A 12,920-nucleotide genomic window follows, 5' to 3' on the forward strand; every position below is an offset into this window, starting at 1 on the left:
GGCTGGGCGGGCGCGGGCATCGAGGCCTGCGCGGATCACGATCAACGGAGAGTGGGCGATCGGCTGTGTCAAGCCACCTGACCGGAACGACTGACGAGGGCGCCGCGGAGTTCGGCGCGAACGAGTGGCTGGTCGACGAGATGTACGAGCGGTGGCTCGACGACAAGCACTCGGTGGCCGAGTCCTGGTGGCCCGTGCTCGAGGCCTACCACCCCTCCCGCGGCGACGCTCCCTCCGACGGCGGCTCCGGTCGTCACGCCGCCGGCGACGCCCCCTCCGGCAGCGACGCCGGCTCCCCCGGCCGCAGCGAGCGGCAGACCACCGACCAGGCCGACGGCGGCGAGGCGCAGATCGCGCCCGAGGTGAGCGACGCGACGGCGCCGCCCGCGCCTCCTGCCGGTCCCGCCACGGGCGGCAAGGCCCCGGCCCGCACGACGAGCGTCGAGCCGCAGCAGCAGCCGATCCCCGCCGACGCCCCCGCCCCCGCGAGGGCCAGCAAGCGCGCCCCCGCGCCCGAGCCGACCCCGGAGCCCGAGAACGAGGTCACGCCGCTGCGCGGCATGGCCAAGTCGCTCGCGACGAACATGGACGCCAGCCTCACCGTGCCCACCGCGACGAGCGTGCGCACCGTCCCGGCGAAGCTCATGATCGACAACCGCATCGTCATCAACAACCACCTCAAGCGCGCTCGCGGCGGCAAGGTGTCGTTCACCCACCTCATCGGCTGGGCGCTCGTGAAGGCGCTCACGAAGTTCCCGAGCCAGAACGTCTTCTACGACGAGGTCGACGGCAAGCCGAGCGTGGTCACCCCCGCGCACGTCAACCTCGGGCTCGCGATCGACATCCCCAAGCCCGACGGCACCCGTGCCCTCCTCGTCCCGGGCATCAAGAAGGCCGACACGATGGACTTCCAGGGGTTCCTCTCGGCCTACGAGGACGTCGTGAAGCGCGCCCGCCAGAACAAGCTGACGGCCGCCGACTTCCAGGGCAACACGATCTCGCTGACCAACCCGGGCGGCATCGGCACCGTCCACAGCGTGCCCCGCCTCATGAAGGGCGCCGGCTCGATCATCGGCGCCGGCGCGCTCGACTACCCGGCCGAGTTCCAGGGGTCGTCGCCGAAGACCCTCGTCGAGCTGGGCATCGGCAAGACCATCACGCTGACCAGCACCTACGACCACCGCGTCATCCAGGGCGCCGGGTCGGGCGAGTTCCTCAAGATCGTGCACGAGCTGCTCATCGGCGGCGACGGCTTCTACGAGGAGATCTTCGCGGCGCTGCGGATCCCCTACGAGCCGATCCACTGGAACGCCGACATCAACGTCAACCTCGCCGAGCGGGTCAACAAGACCGCGCGCGTGCTCGAGCTCATCAACAGCTACCGGGTCCGCGGTCACCTCATGGCCGACATCGACCCGCTGCAGTACAAGCAGCGCAGCCACCCCGACCTCTCGATCGAGAGCCACGGCCTGACCTTCTGGGACCTCGACCGGGACTTCGTGACGGGCGGTCTCGGCGGGCGCACCCACGCCCTCCTGCGCGACGTGCTGGGGATCCTCCGCGACACGTACTGCCGCACCATCGGCATCGAGTACATGCACATCCAGGACCCGGCGCAGCGACGCTGGATCCAGGAGCACGTCGAGGTGCCCTACGAGAAGCCCTCGCACGACGAGCAGATGCGGATCCTCGCCAAGCTCAACGAGGCCGAGGCCTTCGAGACGTTCCTGCAGACGAAGTACGTCGGCCAGAAGCGCTTCAGCCTCGAGGGCGGCGAGTCGGCCATCGCGCTGCTCGACACGGTGATCCAGCAGGCGGCGCGGGCCGGCCTCGACGAGGTCGCCATCGGCATGGCGCACCGCGGTCGCCTCAACGTGCTCACGAACATCGCGGGCAAGACGTACGGCCAGATCTTCCGGGAGTTCGAGGGCACGCAAGACCCGAGGACCGTCCAGGGCTCGGGCGACGTCAAGTACCACCTGGGCACCGAGGGCGAGTTCACGAGCGCGACCGGCGAGACGATCCCCGTGTACCTCGCGGCGAACCCCTCGCACCTCGAGGCCGCCGACGGCGTGCTCGAGGGCGTCGTCCGTGCCAAGCAGGACCGCAGGGCGCCCGGCACGTTCGGCGTGCTGCCCGTGCTCGTGCACGGCGACGCGGCCATGGCGGGCCAGGGCGTCGTCGTCGAGACGCTGCAGATGTCGCAGCTGCGCGGCTACCGCGTCGGCGGCACCGTGCACGTCGTCATCAACAACCAGGTGGGCTTCACCACCTCGCCCTCCGACAGCCGGTCGTCGGTGTACTCGACGGACGTCGCCAAGACGGTCCAGGCACCGATCTTCCACGTCAACGGCGACGACCCCGAGGCCGTGGCCCGCGTCGCCGAGCTCGCCTTCGCCTACCGGCAGGAGTTCCGGCGCGACGTCGTCGTCGACCTCATCTGCTACCGCCGCCGCGGGCACAACGAGGGCGACGACCCCTCGATGACGCAGCCGCTGATGACGACCCTCATCGAGGCCAAGCGCAGCGTGCGCACGCTCTACACCGAGGCGCTCGTCGGCCGCGGCGACATCACGCAAGAGGAGTACGACGGCGCGCACCGGGACTTCCAGGACCGCCTGGAGCGCGCCTTCGCCGAGACGCACGCCGCGCAGACCGGCTCGATCCCCGTGGTCGACGTCGACTCGCTCGACGAGGTCGACGACCTCGAGAAGCCGCGCAGCCAGCGCGACGAGAAGGCGGCCGGCGAACCCGACACGACCGGCATCTCGCGCGAGCTGGTGCAGGCCATCGGCGACGCGCACGACAACCCGCCCGAGGGCTTCTCGGTGCACCCGAAGCTCTCGCAGCTGCTCAAGAAGCGCGTCGAGATGAGCCGCACCGGAGGCATCGACTGGGCCTTCGGCGAGCTGCTCGCCATGGGCTCGCTGCTCACCGAGGGCACGCCCGTCCGCCTGGCGGGGCAGGACAGCCGGCGCGGCACCTTCGTGCAGCGCCACGCGGTCCTGCACGACCGCACGAACGGCCAGGAGTGGCTGCCGCTGCAGAACCTCGACGGCACCCAGGCGAAGCTCTGGATCTACGACTCGCTGCTCAGCGAGTACGCGGCCATGGGCTTCGAGTACGGCTACTCGGTGGAGCGCGCCGACGCCCTGGTCATGTGGGAGGCCCAGTTCGGCGACTTCGTCAACGGCGCCCAGACCATCGTCGACGAGTTCATCTCGAGCGCCGAGCAGAAGTGGGGCCAGCGCTCGAGCGTCGTGCTGCTGCTGCCGCACGGCTACGAGGGCCAGGGCCCCGACCACTCGTCGGCGCGCATGGAGCGGTTCCTGCAGCTCGCCGCGGAGGACAACATGACGATCGCGCGCCCGTCGACGCCCGCGTCGTACTTCCACCTGCTGCGCCGCCAGGCCTACGCCCGCCCGCGCCGGCCGCTCATCGTCTTCACGCCGAAGGCCATGCTGCGCCTCCGCGGCGCGACGAGCGACGTCGACGCGTTCACGTCGGGCCGCTTCGAGCCCGTGCTGGACTGCACCCGCGTAAGCGACCCCGCGGCCACGAAGCGGGTCGTGCTGCACTCGGGCAAGATCCACTACGACCTCACCACCGAGCTCGACAAGCGCGGCGTGCAGGACGACATCGCGCTCGTGCGCCTCGAGCAGCTCTACCCGCTGCCGCTCGAGCGCATCCGGCAGGTCCTCGACCGCTACCCGGACGCCGAGCTCGTCTGGGCCCAGGAGGAGCCCGAGAACCAGGGCGCGTGGCCGTTCCTCGCGTTCGAGCTCGCGAAGCACCTCGACCGGCCGATCCGGGTCGCGTCGCGTGCGGCGTCGGCCTCCCCCGCGGCAGGTTCGACGAAGGCCAGCGCGCAGCAGCAGGTCGAGCTCATCGGGCGGGCGCTCGACCTCTAGGTCGACCTCGTGGGACGACGGAGGCCGCACCCCTCGAGGGTGCGGCCTCCGTCGTGCTCCGCGGCGACGCGCGCCGCGTGCTGTGGCGCGGCGTGCTGTCGCGCGGCGTGCTGTCGCGCGGCGTGCTGTCGCGCGGCATGACGCGGCGTCAGGCGAGCTTGGAGTACCGGCTGCCGGTCGAGTGGTACCCGCGCTTCTGGTAGAAGCGGTGCGCCGAGTCGGTGGCGGCGGCCGAGACCGCGTCGAGGGTGCGGGCACCGTGGCGGTCGGCCCAGGCCTCGAAGTGCGAGAGCAGCTGCGAGCCGATGCCGTCCCGGCGCGCGTCGTCCCGTACGACGAGCAACAGCAGCTGCGCGACGGGGGCGTCGGCGTTGTAGGCCCACATGAGGTGCCCACCGGCGACGGCCCTCACCCGGCCGGCGTCGTCGCGGACGACCCACGTCTCGTGCCCAGCGGCGCCCGTGAGCCGGTCGAGCCGGGTCGCGAGCACGTCGGCGTCGAGCGCGTAGCCGAGCGAGCTGATGAGCGTGACGAGGTCGTCGAGGTCGTCGGGCGTCGGGGTGCCGAGCACCTCCACCGTGGCGGTCATGCCCCGACGCTAGCGCAGCCTCCCGGCGCAGCCGTGCACGTGACGCCGGTGCTCACGCGCGGCAGGAGGTGCGGGCGACGGCGGCGCAGGAGGCGACGGGGACGCACGCGACGCGGGTCGCCCTGCCCGACGCGGCCCGGGCCTCCTGCGGGGTCAGTGCGAGGCCTGCAGTGCCCGCAGCCGGGCGAGGACGGTCGAACGCAGGTCTTCGGGGGCGGACTCGCGGCAGGCGCGCTGCACGGCCTCGGTGAGGACCACGCCGACGTGGTGCTCGCCCGCGCAGTCGGCGCAACCGGCCATGTGCTCACGGATGTCGGCCGCGTCCTCGCGGCACAGCTCGCCGTGCAGGAACTCCTCGAGCTCGGCCTTGGCCTTGTCGCAGTCGTACTCGGTCATCGCTTCGCGCCCTTCTTGGTCACGGGGGCCGGGACGGTCATGCCCCTCTCGCGGGCATGGTCGGCCAGCAGTTCACGGAGGAGCCGACGCCCGCGGTGGAGGCGGCTCATGACGGTGCCGACGGGGGACTTCATGATGTCGGCGATCTCCTGGTACGAGAACCCCTCGACGTCGGCGAAGTAGACGGCCATCCGGAAGTCCTCGGGCACCTGCTGCAAGGCGTCCTTGACGGCGCTGTCGGGCAGGTGGTCGATGGCCTCGGCCTCGGCGGACCGGTTCGACCGCGACGTGCGGGTCGCGCTCTCGGCACCGCCCATCTGCCAGTCCTCGAGCTCGTCGATGGTGCCCTGGTAGGGGTCGCGCTGCTTCTTGCGGTACGTGTTGATGAACGTGTTCGTGAGGATCCGGTACAGCCACGCCTTGAGGTTCGTGCCCTGCTGGAACTGGCGGAACGCCGCGAAGGCCTTCACGTAGGTCTCTTGCACGAGGTCGGAGGCGTCGGCCGGGTTGCGCGTCATGCGCATGCCGGCGGCGTACAGCTGGTCCATGAAGGGCAGCGCCTGCTCCTCGAACAGCGCGCGCAGCTGGGCGGCGTCGGGCTCGGGGGCGAGGTCGTCGGAGGTGCTCATCAGGGCCGAGTCTAGTTCGGCGAGGAGGAGATCCTCGGGGGGTGGCGCAGTGATCACGGTTCTCCCGTCGGGGTCGGCAGTACAGTGGTCAACCGATGCAGGTATCGCGGTATTCCGGGCCCGAGTTCAGCCCCTACGAAGACGGTCGTCAGCCCGAGGTCGACGACGGTCGCTGGACGGCGCCGTCGGCCGCCGGCCCCCTCTCGGCGACCGTGTCGCTGCCCGGGTCGAAGTCGCTCACCAACCGCGAGCTGGTGCTGTCGGCGCTGGCCGACGGTCCGAGCCTCCTGCACGCTCCCCTGCACTCGCGCGACACCGCCCTCATGGTCGACGCGCTGCGCGCCCTGGGCACCACCGTCGACGAGGTCCCTTCCGACGACCCGGCCGTGCCCGCCTGGCGCGTCACCCCCGGTGAGCTGACCGGCGGCACGACGGTCGACTGCGGGCTCGCGGGCACCGTCATGCGGTTCCTGCCCCCGGTCGCCGCCCTGGCGCTCGGCCCGGTCACCTTCGACGGCGACGAGAGCGCCCGCCGGCGCCCCATGCGCACGACGATCGAGTCGCTGCGCGCGCTCGGCGTCGACGTCTCCGACGACGGGCGCGGGCAGCTGCCGTTCAGCCTCTACGGCACCGGCGAGGTCGAGGGCGGCGACGTCGAGATCGACGCGTCGGCGTCGAGCCAGTTCGTCTCGGGCCTGCTGCTCAGCGCGCCTCGCTTCGCCCGGGGCCTGACCCTCCGGCACACCGGCGAGACGCTGCCGAGCCTGCCGCACATCGCCATGACGGTCGACGTGCTCGCCCAGCGCGGCGTCGAGGTCACGTCGCCGTCGGCAGGCGTCTGGGAGGTCCCTCCGACGCCGATCGCGGCGCGCGAGCTCACGATCGAGCCCGACCTGTCGAACGCCGCGCCGTTCCTCGTCGCGGCCCTGATCGCAGGAGGCACGGTGCAGGTCCGCCACTGGCCCGCCGAGACGACGCAGGTCGGCGCCGACCTCGTCGAGCTGCTGCCGCTCTGGGGCGCGACCGTGACCCTCGACGGCGACCTGCTCACCGTCGACGGCGGCGTGGGCCTCGTCGGCGGCGGCAGCTTGCCGGGCGTCGACCTCGACCTCTCGCGCGGCGGCGAGCTGGCCCCCGCGCTCGTCGCCCTGGCCGCCCTGGCCTCGGGCCCGAGCACGATCACGGGCATCGGCCACCTGCGCGGCCACGAGACGGACCGCCTCGCCGCCCTCGCGAGCGAGATCAACGCCCTCGGCGGGCGCGTGACCGAGCTCGACGACGGGCTGCACCTCGAGCCCTCGCCGCTGCACGCGGGGCAGTGGCGCTCCTACGAAGACCACCGCATGGCGACGGCCGCGGCCATCATCGGCCTCGCGGTCGAGGGCGTCGAGGTCGACGACGTGCGCGTGACGAGCAAGACGCTGCCGCAGTTCACGGAGCTGTGGGACGACCTCCTGGGGCGCCGCGTGCACGAGACGCCGGCCGACATCGACCTGCTGGGGTTCCTGTGACCGGCGCGGGCAGCCGGACGCGCAGTGGTGCACGCACGGCGACGCGCGCCGATGCCCGCACGGCGATGCACGCCGACACCCGTACGGCGATGCACGCCGACACCCCAGGAACCCGCCCGGACCCCAGGACGAGACCTGGGGCGCAGGCGGCATCCTGGGGCGTGGCCGTGCAGGCAGGGTGCGCGCGCGCATGAGCTGGTGGAGCGACCCCGACGCCCCCGACGACGACGTCGTCGACGAGCGGGCCTACGGCGAGTACGACGAGTCGTCGGTGCGGGTGCGGCCCAACCCGAAGGGCAACCGGCCGCGCACGAAGCAGCGGCCGGCGTACGAGCAGGCCGAGACGGGCGTCGTGTGGACGGTGGACCGCGGTCGGTACGGGGTGCTGCTCGACGTGGGCACTCCCGACGAGCGCGAGATCACGACGGCCCGGGCTCGCGAGCTCGGCAAGAAGAGCGTCGTCACGGGCGACCGCGTCGACGTCGTCGGCGACACCAGCGGTGCGGAGGGCTCGCTGGCGCGGATCGTGCGCGTGCAGGAGCGCAGCACGCTGCTGCGGCGGAGCGCCGACGACACGGACGTGGTCGAGCGGGTCGTGGTGGCCAACGCCGACCAGATGCTCGTGGTCGTGGCCGCCGCCGACCCCGAGCCGCGCCCGCGTCTCGTCGACCGCTACCTGGTGGCCGCGTTCGACGCGGGCATCGAGCCGGTCCTCTGCATCACGAAGACCGACCTCGCCGACCCGGTGCCGTTCGCGGCGCACTTCTCGTGCCTCGACCTGCGGGTGGTCACGACGACGTCGACCTCGTTCGACGACGTCGACGGCGAGCCCTCCCCCGCGCTGGCCGAGCTGCGCGAGCTGCTCGCCGGGCACACGACGGTGACGGTCGGCCACTCGGGCGTCGGCAAGTCGACGCTGGTCAACGCCCTGACCGGGGCTCAGCGCGAGGTCGGCGTCGTCAACGCGGTGACCGGTCGTGGGCGGCACACGTCGTCGTCCACCGTGTCGTTCGCGGTGCCGACGGGCGGCTGGATCATCGACACGCCCGGCGTGCGCTCGTTCGGCCTGGGGCACGTGGACCCGGCGAACATCCTGCGCTCGTTCGCGACGCACGCCCTGCCAGCGGAGGGCCCGCCCCCGGACGGCGTGCCGCTCGACCAGGCCCACGACTGGGAGATCGTCGACCGCGTCGAGGGCGGCGAGCTCGGCGAGGTGGGCCGCGAACGCCTGCGGTCGCTGCGCTCGCTGCTCGCCTCCCGCAGCTAGGCCGGGCGCGCCTCCTGCCCGATCCTCGTGCTCGTGCTCGTGCTCGCTCGGCCCTGCCCTGCCCTGCCCTGCCCTGCCCTGCCCTGCCCTGCCCTGCCATGCTCGCTTGGTCGTCCGCCCACCGTCGTGGTCATCGAGATGACCCGAACTGCGGCCCCACGAGCCCCGAGGCCGCACTTCGCGTCACCTCGATGCTCGGTGGAGATCCCTCCCGGGCAGTGCGAGCCGCACACGCCTCACCAGTGCATCGAGGTGACCCGGAGTGCTGCCCCACGAGCGCCGAGGCCGCAGTTCGGGTCACATCGGCGCACGGGGCGCGGGGCGGGCGGCCGGGCGGGGACGAGGGGCGCTCCGCACGGGCAGCGCAGGAGGCGCGGGCCGGGCGGGCGGGCTCGGTACGCTGGCGGGGTGACCGACCCGACCCGCGCCTCCTGCCCTGCTGACGAGGCGGCAGCCTGGGCTGACGACCTCGACCTCGCCCTCCGGCTGGCGGACGCGGCCGACGCGATCAGCGCCGAGCGGTTCCGCAGCACGGACCTGCACGTGTCGATGAAGCCCGACCGCACGCACGTCACCGACGCCGACCAGGCGGTCGAGCGGGCCATCCGTGGGCTCGTGGCGACGGAACGACCGGACGACACGTTCTTCGGCGAGGAGTACGGCGACGACGCCGCCCCGTCCGACGCCCGCGCGGTCCAGGACTCCAGCACGAGCACGGGCACGAGCACCAGCACCAGCACGGGCACGGGCACGGGCACGAGCACCGGCACGAGCACGGGCACGAGCACCGACACCGACAGCACCGGCACGACGACCGCCCCCGCCCGCCCGACGCGGCAGTGGATCGTCGACCCGATCGACGGCACCGCGAACTTCCTGCGCGGGGTGCCGGTGTGGGCGACCCTCGTGTCGCTCGTCGTCGACGGCGTGCCCGTCGTGGGCGTGGTCAGCGCGCCGGCGCTGGGCCGGCGCTGGTGGGCGTCTCGCGGTGCCGGCGCCTGGTCGTCGGACCGGCCGGGCGAGCGCCTCCTGGTGTCGGGCGTCCGCGAGCTGGGCGACGCGTCGCTCAGCTACAACGGCCTCGAGTACTGGCGCGAGGGGGGCCGGCTCGACCAGCTGCTGGCGCTCACGGAGCGCGTCTGGCGCACCCGTTCGTACGGCGAGTTCTGGTCGTACGTCATGGTCGCCGAGGGCGCGCTCGACATCGCGGGCGAGGACGGCCTGGCCCCCTACGACATGGCCGCGCTGCAGGTCGTCGTCGAGGAGGCCGGCGGCACCTTCAGCAGCCTCGACGGGCTCCCCGGGCCGTGGCACGGCTCCGCGCTGGCGACGAACGGCGTCCTGCACGACGAGGTCGTCCGGGCCGTGCGGGTCGACCCGTCGGCGACGCCGGGCTCCTAGGAGGCCAGCGGCTCCACGGCGTGCCCGCCGGGGGTGACGGCCGCGCCGGACAGGGCGGGGCCTCCTGCGGTCGCGATCTCGGACCACAGGGCGTCGAGCGAGAGCCCGAGCACGCTGGCCACGGCCGCGACCGTCGAGAAGGCAGGAGTCGCGACCCGCCCCGACTCGATCTTGCGCAGCGTCTCGGGCGAGATGTCGGCGGCGAGGGCCGTGTCGACCATGGAGCGGTCGCCCCGCGCCCGGCGCAGTGCCGCGCCGAGGCGTCGGCCCCGGTCGACCTCGGCGGGGGTGAGCGGCAGGCGGACCATGCGGCGATCCTAACCCCCCGCCGAGCGGGATACCATTACCGGTGCGCAGGTGACGTCAGCACCCGCGCCCGCCCCGTGCGGACCAGCCCCAGGACCCGCACCCGCACCCGCACCGCAGCAACACCCGCACCACCCGCACCCCCACCCGCACCCGAGCCGCCGAGGAGGCCCCGCCGTGATCGAGATCCTGCACCCCACCGAGTTCCCGAAGGCCCGGGCGGTCGGTGCGCTCGTCGGGCGCATCCTGCGGACCGTGCGCGAGCGCACGACGGTCGGCACGAACCTGCTCGAGATCGACGCGTGGACGAAGGCGATGATCCTCGAGGCGGGTGCGACCTCCTGCTACGTCGACTACGCCCCGTCGTTCGGCCGCGGCCCCTTCGGCCACTACATCTGCACGTCGGTCAACGACGCCGTGCTCCACGGGCTGCCGCGCGACCAGGTCCTCGCCGACGGCGACCTGCTCACGCTCGACCTGGCGGTCACCCTCGACGGCGTCGTCGCCGACTCGGCGCTCAGCTTCGTCGTGGGGGCGACGCAGCCCGCCGAGAGCCTGGCGCTCATCGACTCCACCGAGCGCGCGCTGGCGGCCGCGATCGCGGTCACCCGGCCGGGTGCCAAGACGGGCGACCTGTCGGCCGCGATCGGCGAGGTGCTCCGCGGCGACGGCTGGTCCGTCAACCTCGAGTTCGGCGGGCACGGCGTCGGCTCGACGATGCACCAGGACCCGCACATCGCGAACGACGGTCGCCCGGGCCGCGGCTACAAGCTGCGCACCGGGCTGCTCCTCGCGATCGAGCCCTGGGTCATGGCCGACACCGACGAGCTCGTCACCGACGACGACGGCTGGACCCTGCGCAGCGCCACGGGCGCCCGGACGGCCCACAGCGAGCACACCGTCCTCGTGACCGACGAGGGGGCCGAGGTCCTGACCACCCGGATCGCCTAGGTCATCCCTGGGGACGAGGCAAGGACCTCCTGGTGCTCGATGCGCCAGCGGGCACGGGTGCAGGAGGCTGGACGCAGGTCGTCGCCCGCTCCGCACGGAGCCCTGATCGCTCAGGCAGGGCGGCCCAGGAGCCCGGCGGGCACCACCTCTGAGGTGCCCGCCGTGGCCCCGCCCACGTCGTCCGTCCGCGGCCCCCAGGAGCCGCGCCGCCCCGAGGAGTCCCCGTGTTCGCCACCGCCGCCCCCGTCGTCGACCTGACCGCTGCTGCCGTCGGGACCCCCGTCACCACCGACGCGCGACCCGCCGCCGCCCCCTCGCCCGCCTTCGCGAGCGTGACGGTGTCGATCGTCGCCCCGGGGCCGCAGGGCGTCGACCCGGCCGCCGTCGACCTGACGCCCACGCAGCCGCTCGACATGACGGCCTGGCTCGGCCGCTAGGCCGCCCGCGCCTCCTGCCGCTCAGGCGGTCTGCGCCTCCGGGCCCACCTTGCCGAGCTTGCGGGCGCGGAGGTCGACGAGGCCGAGCACGAGCGCGAGGGCGATCAGCCCCAGCACGACGAAGAAGCCTCCCCGGTAGGCGTCGTGGTAGACGTCGAGGTCGGTGCCACCCTCCCCCGCGATGATCGCGTAGAAGGTCGAGACGGCGACGGCGGTGCCGATGGCGGTGCCGGCGCGCTGGCCGACCTGGCCCATCGAGCCCGCGACGCCGCCCATCTCGACGGGCACCTCCGCCAGCGTGAGGGTCTGGTTCGGCGAGATGACGAAGCCGCCGCCGGTGCCGGCGACGAGCATGCCGACGCCCATGGCCCAGGGCGTCGCCTCGGCCGACGTGAGGGTCGCGGCGAGCAGGATCAGCACGAACCCGACCAGCACGAGCACCAGGCCCAGCACGACGAGGCTGCGGCCGTACCGGTCGACGAGGCGGCCGCCGTAGAAGGCGGCGACCGCGCTCGTGAGCGCGAACGGGATCGTCACCATGCCCGCGAAGACGGGCTCGAGGCCGAGGCCCTGCTGCAGGTAGAGCGTCGTGAGCAAGAACGTCGCCGGCAGGGCGCAGAAGTAGACCGTGGCGATGAGGGTGCCGTTGCGGTACGACGCGGTGCGGAACAGGTCGAAGTGCACGACGGGCGACTTGCCGCGGGCCTTGTAGCGCTGCTCCCAGGCGACGAAGGCCGCGGTGAAGACGACGAAGCCGACGAGGAACGACCAGCGCAGCGGGTCGTCACCCTGGCCGGTGGTGAGCACGAACGGCAGCATGAGCGTGAGGATCGCCAGGCCCAGCAGCACGATGCCGAACACGTCGAGGGTCTGGTGGCCGCTCGGCGCCGTGCTCTCCCTCGGCAGCAGCTTCAGCGCGAAGACGATGGCGATGAGGCCGAGCGGGATGTTCATCCAGAACAGGAGGCGCCAGCCGTCCTCGGGCCCGCCCACCGCGATGAGCAGGCCGCCGAGCGTGGGGCCGAAGGCCGTGCCGATGCCGATGACGGCACCGAACAGGCCGAAGGCTCGGCCGCGCTCCTTGCCCTGGAACAGCTGCTGCACGAGACCGAGCACCTGCGGCATCTGGATGCCCGCGGCGATGCCCTGCACGATGCGCCCGACGACGAGCAGCTCGATGGTCGGCGCGAGCGCGCAGAAGAGGCTCGCGAGCGTGAAGGCCGTGAGCCCGATGACGAACATGAGCTTGCGCGACTTCAGGTCACCGAGGCGCCCCGAGGGCACGAGCGCCAGGCCGAAGGCGAGCGCGTAGCCGGCGACGATGAGCTGGAGGGCGCTGGGCCCGGCGTCGAGCGAGGACTCGATGCTGGGCAGGCCGACGTTGACCTTCGACAGGTCGAGGATCGTCAGGGCGGCGACGCCGACGCAGACGCCGAAGGCCTGCCACTTCTGGCGGTCGGTGAGCTCGGGGGCAAGAGGCGTGGGTGCGTTCGTCATGGGATCACTCCGTTGTACTCCCGCA

At 72.9% G+C, this 12,920-nt stretch carries 11 protein-coding genes; 6 read left to right on the top strand and 5 right to left on the bottom strand.

Annotation, left to right across the window (positions count from 1 at the left end):
• Positions 1–65: 65 nt before the first annotated feature.
• A complete protein-coding gene (locus ACYVHQ_RS05350; protein ID WP_460511100.1) occupies positions 66–3,911 on the top strand; it encodes a multifunctional oxoglutarate decarboxylase/oxoglutarate dehydrogenase thiamine pyrophosphate-binding subunit/dihydrolipoyllysine-residue succinyltransferase subunit in 3,846 nt (1,281 codons plus the stop codon).
• Between the two features lie 148 nt (positions 3,912–4,059).
• Here the strand turns inward: ACYVHQ_RS05350 and ACYVHQ_RS05355 are convergent, their stop codons facing one another.
• From ACYVHQ_RS05355 to ACYVHQ_RS05365, 3 genes are all read right to left on the bottom strand, one after another.
• Positions 4,060–4,500, bottom strand: a complete 441-nt coding sequence (locus ACYVHQ_RS05355) for a GNAT family N-acetyltransferase (protein ID WP_460511101.1) — start codon at positions 4,498–4,500, stop codon at positions 4,060–4,062.
• A 153-nt stretch (positions 4,501–4,653) separates the two neighbouring features.
• Entirely contained in the window at positions 4,654–4,896 is a 243-nt protein-coding gene (locus ACYVHQ_RS05360; RefSeq protein WP_460511102.1) for a zf-HC2 domain-containing protein, read from the bottom strand.
• Positions 4,893–5,525 carry a sigma-70 family RNA polymerase sigma factor gene (locus ACYVHQ_RS05365; RefSeq protein WP_460511104.1) on the bottom strand — a complete coding sequence of 211 codons (633 nt, stop codon included), beginning with the start codon at positions 5,523–5,525 and terminating at the stop codon, positions 4,893–4,895. The genes ACYVHQ_RS05360 and ACYVHQ_RS05365 overlap by 4 nt, the downstream gene beginning before the upstream one ends.
• A 95-nt stretch (positions 5,526–5,620) precedes the next feature.
• Between ACYVHQ_RS05365 and aroA the strand changes: the two genes are divergently transcribed.
• The 3 genes from aroA to ACYVHQ_RS05380 all read left to right on the top strand — a co-directional run bounded on the left by aroA (position 5,621) and on the right by ACYVHQ_RS05380 (position 9,704).
• On the top strand, positions 5,621–7,036 hold the full coding sequence (gene aroA / locus ACYVHQ_RS05370) for a 3-phosphoshikimate 1-carboxyvinyltransferase (RefSeq protein WP_460511105.1): 1,416 nt from the start codon (positions 5,621–5,623) through the stop codon (positions 7,034–7,036).
• 190 nt (positions 7,037–7,226) lie between these two features.
• Entirely contained in the window at positions 7,227–8,303 is a 1,077-nt protein-coding gene (gene rsgA, locus ACYVHQ_RS05375; protein WP_460511107.1) for a ribosome small subunit-dependent GTPase A, read from the top strand.
• A 408-nt stretch (positions 8,304–8,711) separates the two neighbouring features.
• Positions 8,712–9,704 (top strand): inositol monophosphatase family protein, encoded by a 993-nt coding sequence (locus tag ACYVHQ_RS05380; protein WP_460511108.1) that lies wholly within the window; start codon positions 8,712–8,714, stop codon positions 9,702–9,704.
• On the opposite strand, the gene ACYVHQ_RS05385 is transcribed toward ACYVHQ_RS05380, so the two are convergent.
• Complete coding sequence (locus ACYVHQ_RS05385; RefSeq protein WP_460511109.1) at positions 9,701–10,012, bottom strand: helix-turn-helix domain-containing protein; 312 nt, start codon at positions 10,010–10,012, stop codon at positions 9,701–9,703. The genes ACYVHQ_RS05380 and ACYVHQ_RS05385 overlap by 4 nt on opposite strands.
• A gap of 175 nt (positions 10,013–10,187) precedes the next feature.
• On the opposite strand from ACYVHQ_RS05385, the gene map reads away from it, so the two are divergent.
• Both map and ACYVHQ_RS05395 read left to right on the top strand, forming a co-directional pair.
• Positions 10,188–10,961, top strand: a complete 774-nt coding sequence (map, locus tag ACYVHQ_RS05390; protein ID WP_460511110.1) for a type I methionyl aminopeptidase — start codon at positions 10,188–10,190, stop codon at positions 10,959–10,961.
• A gap of 224 nt (positions 10,962–11,185) precedes the next feature.
• The gene (locus ACYVHQ_RS05395; protein WP_460511111.1) at positions 11,186–11,398 is read left to right on the top strand and encodes a hypothetical protein; all 213 of its coding nucleotides are present in this window, start codon (positions 11,186–11,188) and stop codon (positions 11,396–11,398) included.
• A gap of 21 nt (positions 11,399–11,419) precedes the next feature.
• On the opposite strand, the gene ACYVHQ_RS05400 is transcribed toward ACYVHQ_RS05395, so the two are convergent.
• Entirely contained in the window at positions 11,420–12,895 is a 1,476-nt protein-coding gene (locus ACYVHQ_RS05400) for an MFS transporter (RefSeq protein ID WP_460511112.1), read from the bottom strand.
• Positions 12,896–12,920: the final 25 nt, after the last annotated feature.

The organism is Frigoribacterium salinisoli (assembly GCF_054781095.1).

What these genes read in the sequence shown, in the direction of transcription:
- ACYVHQ_RS05385 (WP_460511109.1), bottom strand. Translation starts at nt 10,012, where the DNA reads ATGGTCCGCCTGCCGCTCACCCCCGCCGAGGTCGACCGGGGCCGACGC.
- ACYVHQ_RS05355 (WP_460511101.1), bottom strand. Translation starts at nt 4,500, where the DNA reads ATGACCGCCACGGTGGAGGTGCTCGGCACCCCGACGCCCGACGACCTC.
- ACYVHQ_RS05360 (WP_460511102.1), bottom strand. Translation starts at nt 4,896, where the DNA reads ATGACCGAGTACGACTGCGACAAGGCCAAGGCCGAGCTCGAGGAGTTC.
- ACYVHQ_RS05365 (WP_460511104.1), bottom strand. Translation starts at nt 5,525, where the DNA reads ATGAGCACCTCCGACGACCTCGCCCCCGAGCCCGACGCCGCCCAGCTG.
- rsgA (WP_460511107.1), top strand. Translation starts at nt 7,227, where the DNA reads ATGAGCTGGTGGAGCGACCCCGACGCCCCCGACGACGACGTCGTCGAC.
- ACYVHQ_RS05400 (WP_460511112.1), bottom strand. Translation starts at nt 12,895, where the DNA reads ATGACGAACGCACCCACGCCTCTTGCCCCCGAGCTCACCGACCGCCAG.
- aroA (WP_460511105.1), top strand. Translation starts at nt 5,621, where the DNA reads ATGCAGGTATCGCGGTATTCCGGGCCCGAGTTCAGCCCCTACGAAGAC.